Here is a 16,764-nt window from a genome sequence, read left to right on the forward strand (position 1 = left end):
TTGTATAAACTAAAAATTGGAGGTTTCAAATGAAACGCAAATTAACCACAACCGTTGTACTTTTAGCAAGCGCAGCCCTATTGGCGGCTTGTGGCAGTAAAAATACAGCATCTAGTCCAGATTATGAACTAAAAGATGTAGCATTCCCACTCAAGGAAACAAAGACCTTGAAATTTATGACAGCAAGCTCTCCATTAGCACCAAAAGATCCAAATGACAAGTTAATTTTTCAACGTTTGGAAGAAGAAACAGGCGTACATATTGAATGGACCAACTACCAATCAGACTTTGGAGAGAAGAGAAATCTAGATATCGCTTCAGGTGATTTGCCAGATGCCATCCACAATGATGGAGCATCTGATGTTGAGTTGATGAATTGGGCTAAACAAGGAGTTATTATTCCTGTTGAGGATTTGATCGATGAACATATGCCGAATCTTAAGAAAATCCTAGATGAGCATCCAGAGTACCGCTCTATGATTACAGCTCCAGATGGTCACATCTATTCGTTCCCTTGGATTGAAGAGTTGGGAGAGGATAAGAAGTCCATTCATACAGTTAGTGATATCGCTTGGATTAATGTGGAGTGGTTGGATAAATTAGGACTGGAAATGCCACAGACGACAGATGAATTAATGACAGTTTTGGAGGCGTTCAAGACAAAAGATCCAAATGGGAATGGCAAAGCAGATGAAATTCCAATGTCCTTTGTCAATGGAAATGGTGGTGAAGACTTCAAGATACTTTTTGGAGCATTTGGCATCGGAGATAACGACGACCATTTGGTTGTTGGCAATGATGGCGTAGTAGATTTCACAGCAGATAATGAGGAATATAAGGCTGGTGTGCAGTTTATGCGTCAGTTACAAGAAAAAGGCTTGATTGATCCAGAAGCTTTTGAACACGATTGGAACACGTACTTGGCAAAAGGCAGTGAAAATCTGTACGGTGTTTACTTCACTTGGGATAAGGCTAATATCACAGGTATGAATGATACGTATGACATTTTACCAGTATTGGCTGGACCAAATGGGAAACGACATATCACACGTACAAATGGCATGGGCTTCCAGCGCGATCGTATGGTCATCACCTCTGCTAATAAAAACTTGGAATTAACAGCGAAGTGGATTGATGCGCAATATGTACCGATTCAGTCTGTGCAAAACAACTGGGGAACTTATGGTGATAAGGAGCAACAAAATATCTTTGAGTTTGACAAGGCGTCAAACAGTTTGAAACACCTACCGCTTAATGGTACAGCACCTGGTGAACTCCGCCAGAAAACAGAGGTCGGTGGGCCACTTGCAATCTTGGATGACTACTATGGCACAGTAACGACAATGCCAGATGATGCCAAATGGCGTTTAGATCTCATGCACGCAACTTATTTAGACTACGTGACGAATGAGTATATCTATCCTCGTGTCTTTATGGAAAAAGAAGATTTGGACCGCATTGCTCAAGTAGAAGCTGATATGAATGACTATATTTACCGCAAACGTGCGGAATGGATTGTCAATGGTGGCATTGAAAAAGAGTGGGATAGCTATTTAGCAGAGCTTGATAAATATGGCTTGTCAGATTGGTTGGCTATCAAGCAAAAATATTTCGATCAATATAAGAATGCTCAATAAGCTTGATGAAGGAGGGACTACTATTGGTAGCAATAAAAAGAGCAGCTGAGTATATAGCAAAGCAGAAATCGGCTGTTATAGAGGATTTTAAACCTCGGTACCATCTGACTCCAGAGGTGGGTTGGATGAACGACCCAAATGGTTTTATCTACTTTAAGGGAGAATACCATCTGTTTTACCAATATAACCCATATGATAGTGTTTGGGGACCGATGCATTGGGGACATGCTAAAAGTAAGGATCTGGTCAACTGGGAGTATCTCCCAGTTGCCTTAGCCCCAGATCAGCCTTATGATAAAGACGGTTGTTTTTCTGGCTCTGCAATTGTTAAAGACGACAAACTATGGCTCATGTACACAGGGCATATTGTGGGAGATGACGGAGTTGTGACTCAGGTGCAAAACATGGCTTATTCAACAGATGGTGTGAGCTTTGAAAAGTATGCCAAGAATCCGATTGCAACAGCAGATACTCTACCAGATGAGATCATTGCGAATGATTTTCGTGATCCTAAGGTCTTTGAACACAACGGTCGCTATTACGCTGTGGTTGCGACCAAACACCGTGATAATGTTGGTTGTATTGTTCTCCTAGGATCGGAAGACTTACTAACATGGCGTTTTGAATCAATCTTCTTAAAAGGGGAGCCTCACCAAGGACCTGTTTGGGAATGCCCAGACTATTTTGAAATAGATGGCCAGTCCTATCTTATCATGTCACCAATGAGATATCAGCGAAATGAGTTAGAGTTTGTAAACCTTAATTCCAATGTCATTGTAAAAGGTTCTGTTGACTGGGATACAAAGACTTTTGTTACTGAGAGTTTTGACGAAATTGATCATGGTCATGATTTTTATGCAGCTCAAACGACTCAAGGGCCTAATGGTGAACGAGTGATGGTGGCTTGGATGCATACATGGGGAAGAACGATTATTCCCCACGAAAAAGGGCATAAATGGTATGGTCAGATGACGCTTGCGCGCATACTAACTCGGGAAGGCACAAACATCTCCCAATCTTTGCCACAAACTGTGATAGATAACTTGCCTCTTTTAAACCTGCAAAATGCAAGAGATATTATTGGACAAACAAGTATTGAAGTAGTAGATTCAATCCAATTTAAATTAGGAACAAGCGATGATTACCTTCTCTTTGGGGTTGACCGAGAAAAACAAGAAGTTTATATAGATCGTCAACATCTGAAGCTTACTCAAGTTGGTGAGGAGGAATGGGATACTACTAGACGCTCTGTTAGACTTGCTACAAAAACATTAACCATTGTGCTAGATACAAATAGCCTAGAGCTATTTGTAAATAATGGCCAAGAAAGTCTATCATCAACCTTTTATATCGAAGGTGATGCAGAGCTACAAGTCCTGCCTTCTTCCCGTTGCTAGTAGGATCCTCTCTTCTTAACAGGGGTTTCAGTTTACCAAACCTTCGCTGGTATTAGTAGCTTTTGGTCAACTTTCCCTATAGGCAAAGACTGTTTTGTTATGTGGCATTGCTATCAGGAGATTTTGTTTAAAAACACAAACGATTCATTGGGAATATACGGGTCTGAAATCAATGGAACTTACTCTCAAAGAGTTTTCTAGTTGCGCTACTTTAAGACTACCAGCTAGAACTTTCCCTGACAGCGTTAGCATGAAGTTGAATACCTATCAGATGCCCCTCTTAAAACTTATTTTTGCAGTGAGATGCAGAGGGCTTTGAGGCTGATGAATCTAAAAAGCGTGAGTTGTGAGTGAAGCCTATCTACTAAATTTCGCTGACGTTGTTACTTTTTATAGTTGTCCACAAGTTTTCGAGACTATTCTTTGAAAGCTCAAGCGATTCACTAAACCTATAAGCAGGAGCCAAAAGGCTTCTGTTTTTTTGATTTTAAGGGAGCAGCTGGTTTTAAGGGAAGGCTGCATTCTCTATTTCAGTTTTAATTCTAAAAGTGGCAAGAAAACTTTTACTTTTGACTATTTAACCAGTTAATGATAGAATAGATTCTGTTAACACATAAAGATAAGGACTTATACTTAAAATGACTGCTTTAGCTAAACAGATCGATCAGGCACTTAATGCCATTATTTTAAAGTCAGAAAACCATCTAGAGCTCTTAGTTGGCGCCTGCCAGAGTGATGTTTCTTTGACCAACACCCAAGAACATATTCTCATGTTAATCAATGACGGCGTCTTGAACAATTCTGACCTAGCCAAGGCGCTAAATGTCAGCCAGGCAGCTGTAACCAAGGCGATAAAAGCGCTTAAGGCTCAAGGCATGTTGGAGTCTGTCAGGGATGCCAAGGATGGGCGGATGACCTATCATCAATTAACAGATCTGGCTAGACCGATTGCGCAAGAGCATGAGCATCACCATGCGCATACGCTTGGAACTTACGAAGCCTTGATAGAGACCTACTCTGCTGATGAGCAGGCGGTCATCAGCCGTTTCCTCCGGGATTTGTTAGTTAAGATTGAGGAGGACTGATGCGCTACATTACAGTTGAAAATTTATCCTTTCAATACGATAAGGAGCCTGTTTTAGAGGGGATTTCCTACCATTTAGACAGTGGGGAATTCATCACTCTGACGGGGGAAAATGGTGCGGCCAAGACAACTTTGGTTAAGGCCACCTTAGGAATTTTGAAGCCATTGAAGGGGCAAGTGACTATTTCAGACAAGAGCCTGTCGGGGCAAAAATTACGCTTAGCGTATCTGCCTCAACAAGTAGCCAGCTTTAATGCGGGGTTTCCGTCAACGGTTCACGAATTTGTTCAATCAGGCCGCTACCCAAGAAAGGGATGGTTTCGGCGATTGACCTCCCACGACCAAGAACATGTCCGGGTCAGTCTGGAGTCTGTCGGAATGTGGGAGCATCGCAATCAACGTCTTGGCTCGCTATCTGGCGGTCAAAAACAGCGGGCTATTATCGCTCGGATGTTTGCTAGCGATCCGGATATTTTTATCCTGGACGAGCCGACAACAGGAATGGACATCACCTCTAAAGAAGAATTTTATGGTTTGATGTACCATTCTGCCAAGAAGCATGGCAAGGCGGTCCTCATGATTACCCATGATCCAGATGAGGTCAAGGCTTTTGCGGACCGTAATATCCATCTGGTAAGGGATCAACAGTCTCCGTGGCGCTGTTTTAACCTCCATGAACGTGACTATGACCATCAGGAGGTGACGCATGCTTAGCTTGTTTGAGTATTCCTTTATGCAGCGAGCCTTTTTGGCTATGATTGCCATGTCTGCCTTTGCGCCGATCTTGGGTATCTTCCTGATTTTGAGACGGCAATCATTGATGAGCGATACACTCAGTCACGTGTCTCTAGCTGGGGTAGCCTTGGGTCTTGTACTGGGGTTAGATACGCGTTTATCCACGATCTTGGTGGTGTTAGCGGCAGCGATTTTCCTAGAATACCTAAGGACTATTTACAAGAGTTTAATGGAAATTGGGACGGCGATCTTGATGTCAACCGGTCTAGCGATTGCCTTGATTGTTATCAGCAAGTCAGGCGGTGCTTCCAGCATGAGCTTGGACCAGTATCTGTTTGGCTCGATTGTGACCATTAGTCAAGGACAGGTGATGGCTCTCTTTGGAATTGCAGGTGTTGTGCTGATATTGACAGCCCTTTTTCTGCGTCCGATGTACATCCTGACTTTTGATGAAGATACGGCTTATGTGGATGGCTTGCCAGTTCGGTTTATGTCAATCCTGTTTAATATGGTGACGGGTGTGGCGATTGCTCTCATGATACCAGCGGCAGGTGCTTTGCTGGTATCAACGATTATGGTCTTGCCGGCTTCAATTGCTCTTCAGCTGGGAAAGAGTTTTAAGACGGTGATGGCCTTGGCAGTCGGGATTGGTTTTGTGGGGATGTTATCTGGCCCGATCATTTCTTACCATTTGGATACACCGGCGTCAGCTAGTATTACGATGGTATTTGTGACCATTTTCTTGGTCGTTAGTCTTTTGAAAAAATTTATAAAATAAGAGGAGTTTCTCATGAAAAAATTAGCCTTATTAGGCTTGTCTTTATCAGCAGCTTTCTTAGCCGCTTGTTCTAACCAAGCGACATCTGAGGAGCCAAAAGTAATTGCTAGCTTTTATCCAGTCTATGAATTCACCAAGGAAATTGTGGGTGACAAGGCTGACGTTGAGCTTTTGATTGAGGCTGGTACAGAGGTTCACGGCTTTGAGCCATCTGCTAAAGATATTGCCAAGATCGAGGATGCAGACGCGTTTGTCTATGCTAACGAAAATATGGAAACCTGGGTCCATGAACTCGAAGAAAACCTCGAGAAAACCAAGTCAGATGTTAAGGTCATCTCTGCGACAGAAGGTATGCTTTTGTTGCCTGGCGGTGAAGAACATGATCATGACCACGCTCATGGCGAAGAAGGCCACCACCATGATTATGATCCTCATGTCTGGACCTCACCCTACCGGGCAATCATGATGGTTGAGGCTTTAAGGGATCAGCTCATTGAGACCTATCCTGAGCAGAAAGATGTGTTCACTAAAAATGCTCAAGCCTATATTGAAAAGTTGACTGCCCTGGATAAGGCTTATACAGATACCCTTTCTCAGGCTAAACAAAAGAGTTTCGTGACACAACACTCTGCTTTTACTTACTTGGCTTTGGACTATGGTTTGAAACAGGTATCAGTGTCAGGCATTAGCCCAGAAAATGAACCGTCTGTGACTCGCTTGGCAGAACTGGCAGATTATATTAAGACCAATGCTATCAAGTATATCTACTTTGAAGAGACAGCTTCTTCTGCAGTAGCAGAGACCCTCGCCAAAGAAACTGGTGTCAAAACAGCTGTCCTCAATCCTTTGGAAAGCTTGACAGCGGAAGCTATGAAGGCAGGAGAAACCTATATCTCTACAGCAGAATCGAACTTAGAGGCTCTCAAGTTAACGACTGAGACAGAAGGTCCTGAAGTTACCCCAGAGACGCCTGTTAATACTAAAACGGTCTACAATGGTTATTTTGAAGACAGTGACATCAAAGATCGTGACTTGTCAGACTATGCTGGCCAATGGCAGTCTGTTTACCCTTATCTCCTTGATGGGACCTTTGATCAAGTCTGGGATTATAAGGCTAAGAAATCAGGCGGTGCCATGACAGCAGCTGAGTACAAGGATTACTACGATATTGGGTATAAAACTGATGTTGAGCAAATTAACATCGACAAAGATAGCATGGAATTCATCGTGGATGGAAAAGGGCATAAAAACACCTACAAGTATGTCGGCTATAAAGTCTTGACCTACAAGAAAGGTAACCGTGGCGTTCGTTTCCTCTTTGAGGCAACTAATGAAGATGCTGGCGATTACAAGTATGTCCAGTTCAGCGACCACAACATTGCTCCTGTTAAGACGGGTCATTTCCATATTTACTTTGGTAGCGAGAGCCAGGAAAAGCTCTTGGAAGAATTGGAAAACTGGCCAACCTACTACCCAACTGACCTCAATGCCTTTGACATTGCACAGGAAATGTTGGCCCATTAAAAACGGGACGCCATTAAGATGGTAGTCTGATAGCCTCCCCTTATCGTGGACAGTGAAATAGTAACCCTATTTTACGAGAAACGCTAAGGGGATTTCTTGTGCTCAAAAGAAGGTCAAAGACGGAAGAAGACCTGTGAGAGCTTGCCCTGAATCTTCCTCGTTAGGTCATTTCTAGACTTGGAGCTTCCACAGTCCACCGGATTGTGGAATTCCCAACTGACCTTGGACACAATCCGAAGGACTTTATCCTTAACAAAAATTAAAAAATAACGTCATACGGCCAAGAGGCATCCGATTGAGCAAGTTTGGGCTGAAATTTGTAAATGGGGTTTAAAAAACAAGGCTTTTAAGACACTGGACGATGTCATTGAGAAGCTACAAGAGGTGATACGAGGCTTAGATTGGTCAGTTTTAAACACCATCGTCAACAGACATTAGTTTACAAAAAGTTAGGTTTTGATTTTGGGAGAGAATTGGTTTCAAGTTGCTTTCTCGCTTTCAGAGCCAGTCGTTCAACTGCCTACTGGACGGTTGCACTGCTAAGGTTTCTGCCTCATTATCACTAGGATTGCCTTGTTTTCAAGTGGAGCACTAAAACGGCTCATGATCAGCTAACGCAATTGCTATTTTGAGTTGGAAAATGTGGCAGTCCTTGAAAATTTCTTTGGGGACTTTAAAATGGAGTGATATGAGCGGGTTGTTGATGTGGAGAACGATATCTCCGTTGACAACAATAACTATCTCAAGAAATAAATAAGGGCCTTGCTCCTCTTGAATTGGGGAGCAAGGTCCTTGATTAATCTTTTGTTAGTTCCTTTTCTACTTGGCAGGGAGCTGCTCAAAGTTTAATTGAACGGCATAGATGGGTTTCAGTCATTCTCCTCTAAGGCAAAATCATTCTGCAATTTGGCAATGACTTCCCTCAATAATGCCTTGTTGACATTGTACTTGATGTCCTTATCCTTGCGGTTAATGACCAAAAGCTGGGCGTTGATCAATTTTTGGGTATGAAAAGACACAGCCGCTCCTGTAATATCCAAAGATTCGGCAATATCCTTGCTCTTTGCGTGGGGTTTGGTCAATTCAACCAAGACATTGTAACGAGTCGCATCACTTATGACCTTAATGGTCGTGGTAAAAGTGTCCACATCCAATTCGTGATGAGATTCTAAAAGCTGGTCCACGCGACAGGAAACAATGAAGTAACCGGTCCCATCAGTATTGTTATAGGAAGCAAAGCGGAGCAACCAGGGACTGACCAAGTAGAGATGGTAATCATTCTCTGGAAAAACACCAGTACTATATTGTGAAAAATAGTTGGAGCTTGTCAAAAATTCCTCTAATGAAAAATGCTCCGCATAGGCCTGGCGTTCTGCCCGACCTTTTTCTAAATAGGGTTGATAAAGCTCCACCAACTTGCGAGACAAGTCTACTAACTCTTTCATGGAAGCCAGTGGGTTGCGATAGAACAGGCTCATGTACCACTTGGATTCGGCTTTCATAGAGGATTGCTCTAATCGTTCCCAAAAGTCTGCCTCCTGATTCATGTGTTCAATTTCAGTATTGACCAAATCCCGTAACAATTCTTGGATGGTTTCTGCAGAAAATCCTAAGCAGCCCTCATGAACGTCCTCCATCGTTTGAGGGGCATTCCCTTCATCCACAAGGGTCAAATAAGCACACTGCAAGAGGGTTAAGCCGTAACCCATCAAATGATAGGCTTTGATTTTTTCTTCATAAGGCAAGAACAAGTCCCGCAACTCTTCCATAATCGGTAGAACATCCCCTAGGATTTCCCGTTCCTTATTGGAAAAATCCCACTCCCTTTCTGCTTTAGAGGCAAGAAAAATGGGGATAAAACACTGCTCCATGATGTCACTGGCAACAGCTGAATAATGTACCGCCATCTGCTACTCCTTTTCTAGACATTCTTACTCCCATCTTATCAAAATGGCTGCCGTCTGTAAACCATGGATAGATTAAACTTGATTCATACGACTGTCAGTTGCTTGTACTGGCTCTGCTTTTTTCAGGCTATTTTTAATGGTAACCCCAAAAAGAAGCAGGGACAAGGCCAAGAAAAGAAGTGAAATCATATCAGAAGAAAGGACCAAGACCAAACCAGACAAGATAAACTGAGCTCCGACCATTCCAAAGGTACAGAAGGTATTGATGCCTGCTCCTACGGTGGCTAAGCTTTCTTCAGGGATGGAGCGAACGACGTAGGCTTGCATTTTCGGACTAAAGATTCCAACAGTCATAGTCGTTGCAAAAATAACCAAGAAAACCATATAGGTATTGTGTAAAAGGAAACTTGTGAACATCAACACTGGCATCAGCGTCGACCATTTCAAAAGGGTTTCGAAGCTCAATGCTTTAAAAAGAGTCGTTCCCAAAACACTTCCAACGACATTCCCCAGCAGCTGCATGATGCTAAAGGTTGCCAAAGTGGTGGCTGGATTGATGAGGACGAACGAAGGATGATCTTTAATGGTTAAGACCAAGAGACTACCGACAGCGACAAAAACGGCATTTAAACAAGCAATAGTCATAATAGAAGTCTGAAGCAAGGGAAGGTTTTTCATCACTTGATAAGACGCTTTAAGGGATTGCCAAGAATTGGCAAAGAAATGACGGGCCTCCCCTTGATTCTCTGAGTGTTGAGCCACCTCAATCGGTCTTTCCTTCAAGAGCTTTTGAAAGGCAGGACGTAGAACGAGCATAATCAAGCCTGCTCCCAAGAAGGTTCCCGCATTGACGAACGCTAACTGCTGGTAAGTCATCAGCGTGATTAAAAGGGCACCACTGGATTGAAAGACGATTTGCAATACGGATCGGGTTGCCTGACGAAAGGCATACATGGTTTCTCTATCCTCATCTGCCACAACCCGTAGGCTAAGGGGCGTGTAAAGCGCGTTTTCGTATTGCCCCGCCAAGTCAGAAAGCAGATTGGCAATGACAGCAACAATCACAATCCAAAGGGCTGGTGGAAAGCCCATGGCCAAACCAACTAGAACATAAAGTCCAACACGAAAGAATTGGGTCGCTAAGATCGTATCTACCTTATTCTTGGTCTTATCGCCCCACATGCCCATGAAAATCATGGTCAAATACGGCAAAGTCTCGGATAAGGTCACCAATGAAATAGCCAATTTGGCATCCGGCAACAGCAAGACATAATTCATCAATGCCAAGTAATACAAGACATCTCCAAAATTGGACAACATGTCTGAGACAAAGCTCGCCATAAACAATTTATTCCCAAGGATGCGTTTCACAATCCATCTCCTATTTTACAAAAATTAATCATATGCTTAATTTTTATTTTACCACATATTTCCTTTTTGTCAACCGTTTGTTTTATTTTAATTAAACGTTTGTTTATTTTTTAAAAGAAGTTCTAAAATATTTTAGCCAATGAATAGCATGAACCTACACCGCTATGCTATAAGTGGTAATGCCAAGAAAGCTAGTCGTTCAGACTGAAAAACGAATCAACAGGACTCAAACGGCTATTTAATCACGGGGCATCTGGAGAAATTTCAGCCATTGACTCATATGGTCTTAAAATGTGACCTCTATCTTGACAAAACTCGATGACAGGTGTAAACTTTATAGTATCGATTACATTTGTCATCAAAAAGGAGAAGTGATGGAAAAAGATGCGATGTCTAAAGCAGAGTGGCAGGTGATGCGGGTACTCTGGGCCAATCCAGGTGCGACTAGCTCGGAAGTGATTACGCATTTGAGTTCAGTTTTGAATTGGCAGGGAGTGACGGTCAAGACGCTTCTCGGCAGGCTGAGGGACAAGGGGCTAATTATAGCGGAAAAAGTAGCTGGCAAGTACCACTATAGGGCTTTGGTGAGTGAACGTGACAAACTGCTACAGGAAATCAGCACCTTGCAATCCAGTGTTTGTACGACCAAGCAGGTAGATCTTGTTAGGATTTTATTGGAATGTGGAGCATTTAGTAAAGCAGATTTAGAGGACATTAGTCAGCTTGCTCTGGAAAAGAGAGAGCTGGCGCCTGAGCGAGTGATTTGTCAGTGTATAGCAGGACAATGTACCTGCGGTCAACATGGAGGAGGATGTCATGGTTCAAGAGAGGTATAAGGTAAATGGAATGAGTTGTGCTTCCTGTGCAGCTAGGGTGGAACGAACCGTTAGTCAATTGGCAGATGTGGCCAGCGCCCAGGTTAATTTAGCCACAGAGTATTTGACTGTTGAAAGCTATCGTGCGGATTTTGACTGGCAGACCGTTGTAGATGCTGTTACAGCAGCCGGTTATGAAGCGATTCCTAAGGTCAAAAATCAGCGTCAAAGCTATCAAGCAGACCAAGGCTATCAGGAGAAACAGAGTAAGGCTCTTAAAAGAAAAGTAATCTGGGCAATGGTGTTTGCCCTCCCCTTGCTCTACCTATCAATGGGAAGTATGCTCGGATTACCGATCCCCAACCAATTATCCCCAGATATAGCTCCCATGGCTTTTGCGTTGATACAGCTGGCTTTAACCGTACCAGTGATGTGGTTTGGGCGTGATTTTTACCGGAGGGGCTTTCGCAATCTTCTCAAAGCCCACCCGAACATGGATAGCCTGATAGCTGTAGGGACAGGTGCGGCCTTTCTCTATGGGCTTTATGCTGTTTGGGCTATTGGCCAGGGGGAGAATCATTTTGCGCACCATCTCTACTTTGAGTCGGTAGGGGTGATTATCACTTTGATTTTGCTTGGGAAATTTTTGGAGTTGAGAGCGAAACGCCAGACCTCTCAGGCGATTGAGCGCCTAATGGACTTGTCTCCTAAGACAGCGACGGTGGTGCGTCGTGGACAGGCGGTCGAGATTGATACAGAGGACATTCGGTTGGGAGATGTGGTACGGGTCAAGCCTGGTGGCATCATCCCTGTGGATGGACGCGTGCTCATAGGTGAAACGGCTGTGGATGAGTCCATGATTACCGGAGAGAGTATGCCTGTCAATAAGACAGTAGGCGATAATGTCATTAGTGCAACCATCAATCAGCATGGCAGCATTGACTACGAAGCAACCAAGGTGGGGGAAGATACGACCCTCTCCAAAATCATCCGACTGGTCGAAGACGCACAAGGCTCTAAAGCACCAATTGCGGCATTGGCAGATAAAATCTCCCTTTACTTTGTTCCGATGGTCATTGGGTTGGCAGTGTTAGCCAGTGCCTTTTGGTATTTTGCCAAAGGTGGTGATTTCAGTTTTGCGCTCCAGATCTTTGTGTCTGTCTTAGTGATTGCTTGCCCTTGTGCGCTGGGATTGGCAACGCCCACGGCCATTATGGTGGGGACCGGTAAGGGAGCGGAGCACGGGATTTTGGTCAAGTCGGGCCAGGCCCTAGAGACAGCCCATCATGTGGATACTATCGTCTTAGACAAGACAGGCACCATTACAGAAGGCAAACCCCAAGTAACAGATGTGCTTGCTATGGCACCATGGCAGGAAAGGGATATCTTAGCGCTAGCGGCTGCTTGTGAGGCGGGTTCAGAGCACCCTGTGGCACGGGCGATTTTAAGCCATGTTGCAACTGTTTTGCCGGACAAATCAGAGGAGTCACGTTTAAGAGTAACGGATTTTCAGGCCGTCCCAGGACAGGGCATTATCGGCCGCTACCATCAAGCTCCGGTAGCTTTTGGCAATGAAAAGCTGATGACCGAGCAAGCTGTAACCATCGACGCTCTCAGCCAGACAGCGCAAAGGCTGGCCGAGGCAGGTAAGACACCGATTTACTTGGCTCTTGACCAGCAGGTGATTGGTCTAATCGCTGTCGCAGATCCAATCAAAGAAACCAGTCGAGAAGCTATCGCTGAAATGAAAACTCTGGGGCTAGAGGTGGTCATGTTGACAGGGGATCACGAGGCGACTGCTCAAGCTATCGCTGAAGAAGTCGGGATCACTCAAGTTTTCAGTCAGGTCTTACCAAAGGATAAGGCACAGATTGTCCAAGACTTGCAGGCTGCGGGTCGACAGGTCGCTATGGTCGGTGATGGAATCAACGATGCTCCCGCTCTGGTTCAAGCTGATCTTGGTTTAGCCATCGGTTCGGGAACGGATGTTGCGATAGAGTCTGCGGACATGGTGCTGATGCGGGCTAATCTTCAAGACGTGCTGACAGCTCTAAAATTGAGTCAAGTGACCCTCAGCACCATCAAAGAGAACCTCTTTTGGGCCTTTGCGTATAACTTGCTAGGGATTCCAGTAGCCATGGGTCTCCTCTACCTTTTCGGTGGTCCCCTGCTGGATCCTATGTTAGCAGGCCTTGCCATGAGTTTGAGCTCTGTCTCTGTATTAGCCAATGCCCTGAGGTTGAAGAGCCGGAAACTGTAGTGAATAAGGTAGCAGTTTGTTTGCGCTCTTGAGACGAGGCTTTCGAGGTTTTCCAATAACCCTCTTCTGTTTAACGCTTATAGGCAGTAGATGTATTTTAGTGTTTATCCAGCAGTTGAAAAAGGCCGGTTCCTCACGCTAAAAAGTGAGGAATGGTTGACAACGGAATATTGCCTGGTTAAACGAAGGAAAAAGTCAGATGGCTATAGTCTATATTCTTTAAAGCTTGCTGATCCATTAGATCTTGGAGGAGGAGGTTTTGTCAATAAATATGGCAGTAGACCTTATGATGCAGGTGCAGGAGCTGGTCCATTTTTTGGCCCCGGAGGAAATGAGATCATTCGTGATCGAGCTATTAATAGCGGTGTAGGATCACACGGAGGGAGTTATTGGAAATGGTATAACAGAAAAGGTGGTAGATTAGGAGCATATGACTATTATGGAAACTATCTCAGACCATAGTAAACTATCCATCGGCGATTATGACCTCCTTGTCCATGAGGACTTGCGTTTGGCTAAGCAGGTTGGTGAACGGCAGGCTTGGTTGGCCTTCTCCCGAGATGGACAGGTCCTTCATGCCTGTTTATCCTACGACGCTGAGGCTCAGGCCTTGCAGATTGAGCCCCGTTGGCAGGTCGGATTGACTTTCAAGGACAACTTGGTCTCTATTTATCCAGATTATGACCAGGAGCAGAGTCCTTTCGAGGACGATGGAACAGATCTTCCATATTCAAAAGCCCATTTTACTTATCGATTGGAGTAAGCTATGACAGAAAAAAATTATCGTCAGATTGCCTTTTACGGAAAAAACATCTTTATAGATGAATCCTTTGGTTTTCACGTGGATGAAGAAGCAAAGACCTTGCTGGTTATTGAGAAGAACTACACTGACTTCAATGCCGTTCTGATCTACCAAGAAGAAGACCAGAGCATCAAGATTTTACCACGCTGGCAGAGCCATTTCTTGCTCAAGGGAGATGCGATTTACATTTCTCGCGAGGGGCATGGCAATGGCTGAGCAGGCGAGTAAGCAAACCATTACGATTGGGGATTGGCAGGTCAGCTTTCCGCAGGACATCATCATCTTTAGGGAGCAAGAGGAGTGGTTGGTCTTTACAGAATTCGTCAGGGTCCTTCATGCCAAGCTAACCTATGATACTAAGAATCAGGGATTGTCCGTTCAGATCCTGACGAATGAATTTGCCTTTAAAGTGGAAAATAGAGTCCTTTGGATTGAACGGCAGAATTCTTCGTGGAAGCTTATTTAACTGTTAGAAGAGGTTGGGAATGACCACCTCTTTTTTGTTAAAAAGTTTGAACCATAGAATTTTTTTGATAAAAAAATCACAAAATATTTGAATTCGGTTCCAAAAAGTATTATAATAAATGTGAAAATGAAAACCATTCCAAAAGGAGGAAAGAAAATGAAAGCAGTTGTTGTAAACCCAGAAGGGACCTATGTGGAAGTTGCGGAGCACGCCATTCGTGCCCTAGAAGCAGGTGAAGCCCTTGTAGACATTGAGTATTGTGGGGTTTGCCATACAGACTTGCACGTAGCTCAAGGAGACTTTGGCAAGGTGCCTGGACGTGTTCTTGGGCATGAAGGGATTGGTGTAGTCCGCGAAGTTGCTCCAGACGTGACCAGCCTCAAACCTGGAGACCGTGTATCTGTTGCCTGGTTCTTTGAAGGCTGTGGACACTGCGAATACTGTACAACCGGTAATGAAACCCTTTGCCGTACCGTTAAAAACGCAGGTTACTCTGTTGACGGAGGCATGGCAGAGCAGTGTATCGTAACAGCAGATTATGCGGTTAAGGTACCAGAGGGCCTTGATCCTGCGCAGGCAAGCTCCATCACTTGTGCTGGGGTAACAACTTACAAGGCCATCAAATGCGCTAAACCAACACCGGGTCAATGGGTAGCCATCTACGGAGCAGGTGGTCTTGGAAACTTAGCCATTCAATACGCTAAAAATGTCTTCAATTGCCATGTTGTAGCGATTGACATCAATCAAGACAAGCTAGATTTAGCTCTTGAAAGTGGAGCGGACTTTGTAGTCAATGGTCGTGAAGTAGAGGATGTCGCAGGTCTTATCCAAGAAAAGACTGGTGGTGTTCATATTGCAGTTGTTACCGCAGTTTCTAAGGTAGCCTTCAACCAAGCCATTGACTCTGTTCGTGCAGCTGGTAAGGTTGTCGCTGTCGGCTTACCATCAGAAACAATGGATGTTCCAATCGTCAAGACTGTCCTTGACGGTATCGAAATCATCGGTTCTCTGGTTGGTACCCGTAAGGATTTGGAAGAAGCCTTCCAATTTGGAGCAGAAGGTAAGGTTGTTCCAGTTGTTGAAAAACGGCCAGTAGAGGATGCTGTTGCGGTCTTTGATGAAATGGCTGCAGGCACGATCCAAGGTCGTATGGTATTGGATTTCACCCACTCACATTGAGTTTAAGGCTCTATAATTTCTGTAGTGGGTAGCTCCCCTATGGAGATTATGGAGCTTTTTTGGTGTATCAAAACATACTAAGATTAGTAGTGAGGAAATCTCCGACGGGAGAAAATACTCACTACTTTTTCTTTATGTTAAAGTAGTGGTGTCTTGTTAAGTCGCTAGGTCCTTTGACGCTGGACGTCGTAACAAAAACTGAAAGTCACATAATCAAATCAACGCCTTTATCGGCATTGACTTGAGGCACTATGAGTCGGGGAACTTCCTTGCCAAGGAACGTATCACCATAGGGGGGGGACATGATAAAAATCCGTTTTCTAATGACAGTATAACGGAGGCGGAAAGAGTTTTACAGGTACTTCGTTATTAGATGCTTACAACCTTTCAAACAGTCTTTAAGACCTTTAAAAAATATAAAAAAGACATTACTGATGCCCTGGAATTAGCTTACTCCAACGCTAAACTAGAAGCCACGAATAAACTGATCAAAGACATCAAACGAAATGCCTTTGGTTTTAGAAAATTCAAGAACTTTAAAACTAAAATTTTGATAGCTTTGAATGTGCAAAAAGAGAGAACCAAGCTGATTCTCTCGCGTACATGTTATAAGTCACCGACTACAGTTGACAATGAGCCGATTTTGGATGAGTATGACCTAGGGATAGCCAATAAAGCATCAACCCAAAGCTCTCACTAGGCTGATACACCTAATGAGGGCTTTGGGATTAGTTTTTATATCTGGTGTGAGAGCCAAGCAACTGGTTCCTTCAAGTCTATTGTTCATCCAACCGATGAACAGTGTGAGT

At 44.0% G+C, this 16,764-nt stretch carries 15 protein-coding genes and 3 pseudogenes; 16 read left to right on the forward strand and 2 right to left on the reverse strand.

Going from position 1 to position 16,764, the window contains the following annotated elements:
• Positions 1-29: 29 nt before the first annotated feature.
• The 7 genes and pseudogenes from HF992_RS04825 to HF992_RS11965 form a co-directional block, all read left to right on the forward strand.
• Positions 30-1,637 carry an ABC transporter substrate-binding protein gene (locus HF992_RS04825; RefSeq protein WP_168548929.1) on the forward strand — a complete coding sequence of 536 codons (1,608 nt, stop codon included), beginning with the start codon at positions 30-32 and terminating at the stop codon, positions 1,635-1,637.
• A 23-nt stretch (positions 1,638-1,660) separates the two neighbouring features.
• Positions 1,661-3,034, forward strand: coding sequence for a glycoside hydrolase family 32 protein (locus tag HF992_RS04830; RefSeq protein ID WP_168548930.1), 1,374 nt, complete (start codon positions 1,661-1,663; stop codon positions 3,032-3,034).
• A 638-nt stretch (positions 3,035-3,672) separates the two neighbouring features.
• Complete coding sequence (locus tag HF992_RS04835; protein ID WP_168548931.1) at positions 3,673-4,119, forward strand: zinc-dependent MarR family transcriptional regulator; 447 nt, start codon at positions 3,673-3,675, stop codon at positions 4,117-4,119.
• Positions 4,119-4,832: a metal ABC transporter ATP-binding protein gene (locus tag HF992_RS04840; protein WP_168548932.1), complete on the forward strand. Its 714-nt coding sequence runs from the start codon at positions 4,119-4,121 to the stop codon at positions 4,830-4,832. Before HF992_RS04835 ends, HF992_RS04840 begins: the two co-directional genes overlap by 1 nt.
• Complete coding sequence (locus HF992_RS04845) at positions 4,825-5,631, forward strand: metal ABC transporter permease (protein WP_168548933.1); 807 nt, start codon at positions 4,825-4,827, stop codon at positions 5,629-5,631. The genes HF992_RS04840 and HF992_RS04845 overlap by 8 nt, the downstream gene beginning before the upstream one ends.
• 12 nt (positions 5,632-5,643) lie before the next feature.
• On the forward strand, positions 5,644-7,155 hold the full coding sequence (locus tag HF992_RS04850) for a zinc ABC transporter substrate-binding protein AdcA (protein WP_168548934.1): 1,512 nt from the start codon (positions 5,644-5,646) through the stop codon (positions 7,153-7,155).
• 285 nt (positions 7,156-7,440) lie between these two features.
• Positions 7,441-7,593, forward strand: a pseudogene (locus HF992_RS11965) (IS630 family transposase); the annotation flags it as partial.
• A 431-nt stretch (positions 7,594-8,024) separates the two neighbouring features.
• Here HF992_RS11965 and HF992_RS04855 read toward each other — a convergent pair.
• Entirely contained in the window at positions 8,025-9,062 is a 1,038-nt protein-coding gene (locus HF992_RS04855) for an ArsR/SmtB family transcription factor (RefSeq protein WP_168548935.1), read from the reverse strand.
• 72 nt (positions 9,063-9,134) lie between these two features.
• On the reverse strand, positions 9,135-10,433 hold the full coding sequence (locus HF992_RS04860; RefSeq protein ID WP_168548936.1) for an MFS transporter: 1,299 nt from the start codon (positions 10,431-10,433) through the stop codon (positions 9,135-9,137).
• Positions 10,434-10,807: 374 nt separating this feature from the next.
• Between HF992_RS04860 and HF992_RS04865 the strand changes: the two genes are divergently transcribed.
• The 9 genes and pseudogenes from HF992_RS04865 to HF992_RS04900 form a co-directional block, all read left to right on the forward strand.
• Positions 10,808-11,269 carry a BlaI/MecI/CopY family transcriptional regulator gene (locus HF992_RS04865; RefSeq protein WP_246201239.1) on the forward strand — a complete coding sequence of 154 codons (462 nt, stop codon included), beginning with the start codon at positions 10,808-10,810 and terminating at the stop codon, positions 11,267-11,269.
• Positions 11,235-13,508 carry a heavy metal translocating P-type ATPase gene (locus tag HF992_RS04870; RefSeq protein ID WP_168548937.1) on the forward strand — a complete coding sequence of 758 codons (2,274 nt, stop codon included), beginning with the start codon at positions 11,235-11,237 and terminating at the stop codon, positions 13,506-13,508. The genes HF992_RS04865 and HF992_RS04870 overlap by 35 nt, the downstream gene beginning before the upstream one ends.
• A gap of 90 nt (positions 13,509-13,598) precedes the next feature.
• Positions 13,599-13,970: a hypothetical protein gene (locus HF992_RS04875; protein ID WP_168548938.1), complete on the forward strand. Its 372-nt coding sequence runs from the start codon at positions 13,599-13,601 to the stop codon at positions 13,968-13,970.
• On the forward strand, positions 13,948-14,271 hold the full coding sequence (locus HF992_RS04880) for a hypothetical protein (RefSeq protein ID WP_168548939.1): 324 nt from the start codon (positions 13,948-13,950) through the stop codon (positions 14,269-14,271). Before HF992_RS04875 ends, HF992_RS04880 begins: the two co-directional genes overlap by 23 nt.
• A gap of 3 nt (positions 14,272-14,274) precedes the next feature.
• The gene (locus tag HF992_RS04885) at positions 14,275-14,526 is read left to right on the forward strand and encodes a hypothetical protein (RefSeq protein ID WP_168548940.1); all 252 of its coding nucleotides are present in this window, start codon (positions 14,275-14,277) and stop codon (positions 14,524-14,526) included.
• Positions 14,486-14,776: a hypothetical protein gene (locus HF992_RS04890; protein ID WP_168548941.1), complete on the forward strand. Its 291-nt coding sequence runs from the start codon at positions 14,486-14,488 to the stop codon at positions 14,774-14,776. The genes HF992_RS04885 and HF992_RS04890 overlap by 41 nt, the downstream gene beginning before the upstream one ends.
• 156 nt (positions 14,777-14,932) lie before the next feature.
• The gene (adhP, locus tag HF992_RS04895) at positions 14,933-15,955 is read left to right on the forward strand and encodes an alcohol dehydrogenase AdhP (RefSeq protein WP_168548942.1); all 1,023 of its coding nucleotides are present in this window, start codon (positions 14,933-14,935) and stop codon (positions 15,953-15,955) included.
• 202 nt (positions 15,956-16,157) lie between these two features.
• Positions 16,158-16,277, forward strand: a pseudogene (locus HF992_RS12440) (IS110 family transposase); the annotation flags it as partial.
• Between the two features lie 63 nt (positions 16,278-16,340).
• Positions 16,341-16,556 (forward strand): annotated as a pseudogene (locus tag HF992_RS04900) (transposase); the annotation flags it as partial.
• Positions 16,557-16,764 lie beyond the last annotated feature (208 nt).

The sequence above is a fragment of the Streptococcus ovuberis genome, from assembly GCF_012396585.1.
In the GTDB taxonomy this organism is placed as follows: domain Bacteria; phylum Bacillota; class Bacilli; order Lactobacillales; family Streptococcaceae; genus Streptococcus; species Streptococcus ovuberis.

Excerpts from the sequence above, each read along its gene's own strand:
- HF992_RS04855 (WP_168548935.1), bottom strand. The coding sequence starts at position 9,062 with ATGGCGGTACATTATTCAGCTGTTGCCAGTGACATCATGGAGCAGTGT.
- adhP (WP_168548942.1), top strand. The coding sequence starts at position 14,933 with ATGAAAGCAGTTGTTGTAAACCCAGAAGGGACCTATGTGGAAGTTGCG.
- HF992_RS04845 (WP_168548933.1), top strand. The coding sequence starts at position 4,825 with ATGCTTAGCTTGTTTGAGTATTCCTTTATGCAGCGAGCCTTTTTGGCT.
- HF992_RS04825 (WP_168548929.1), top strand. The coding sequence starts at position 30 with ATGAAACGCAAATTAACCACAACCGTTGTACTTTTAGCAAGCGCAGCC.
- HF992_RS04840 (WP_168548932.1), top strand. The coding sequence starts at position 4,119 with ATGCGCTACATTACAGTTGAAAATTTATCCTTTCAATACGATAAGGAG.
- HF992_RS04870 (WP_168548937.1), top strand. The coding sequence starts at position 11,235 with ATGGAGGAGGATGTCATGGTTCAAGAGAGGTATAAGGTAAATGGAATG.
- HF992_RS04885 (WP_168548940.1), top strand. The coding sequence starts at position 14,275 with ATGACAGAAAAAAATTATCGTCAGATTGCCTTTTACGGAAAAAACATC.
- HF992_RS04880 (WP_168548939.1), top strand. The coding sequence starts at position 13,948 with ATGGAAACTATCTCAGACCATAGTAAACTATCCATCGGCGATTATGAC.
- HF992_RS04890 (WP_168548941.1), top strand. The coding sequence starts at position 14,486 with ATGCGATTTACATTTCTCGCGAGGGGCATGGCAATGGCTGAGCAGGCG.
- HF992_RS04875 (WP_168548938.1), top strand. The coding sequence starts at position 13,599 with ATGTATTTTAGTGTTTATCCAGCAGTTGAAAAAGGCCGGTTCCTCACG.
- HF992_RS04850 (WP_168548934.1), top strand. The coding sequence starts at position 5,644 with ATGAAAAAATTAGCCTTATTAGGCTTGTCTTTATCAGCAGCTTTCTTA.
- HF992_RS04835 (WP_168548931.1), top strand. The coding sequence starts at position 3,673 with ATGACTGCTTTAGCTAAACAGATCGATCAGGCACTTAATGCCATTATT.
- HF992_RS04865 (WP_246201239.1), top strand. The coding sequence starts at position 10,808 with ATGGAAAAAGATGCGATGTCTAAAGCAGAGTGGCAGGTGATGCGGGTA.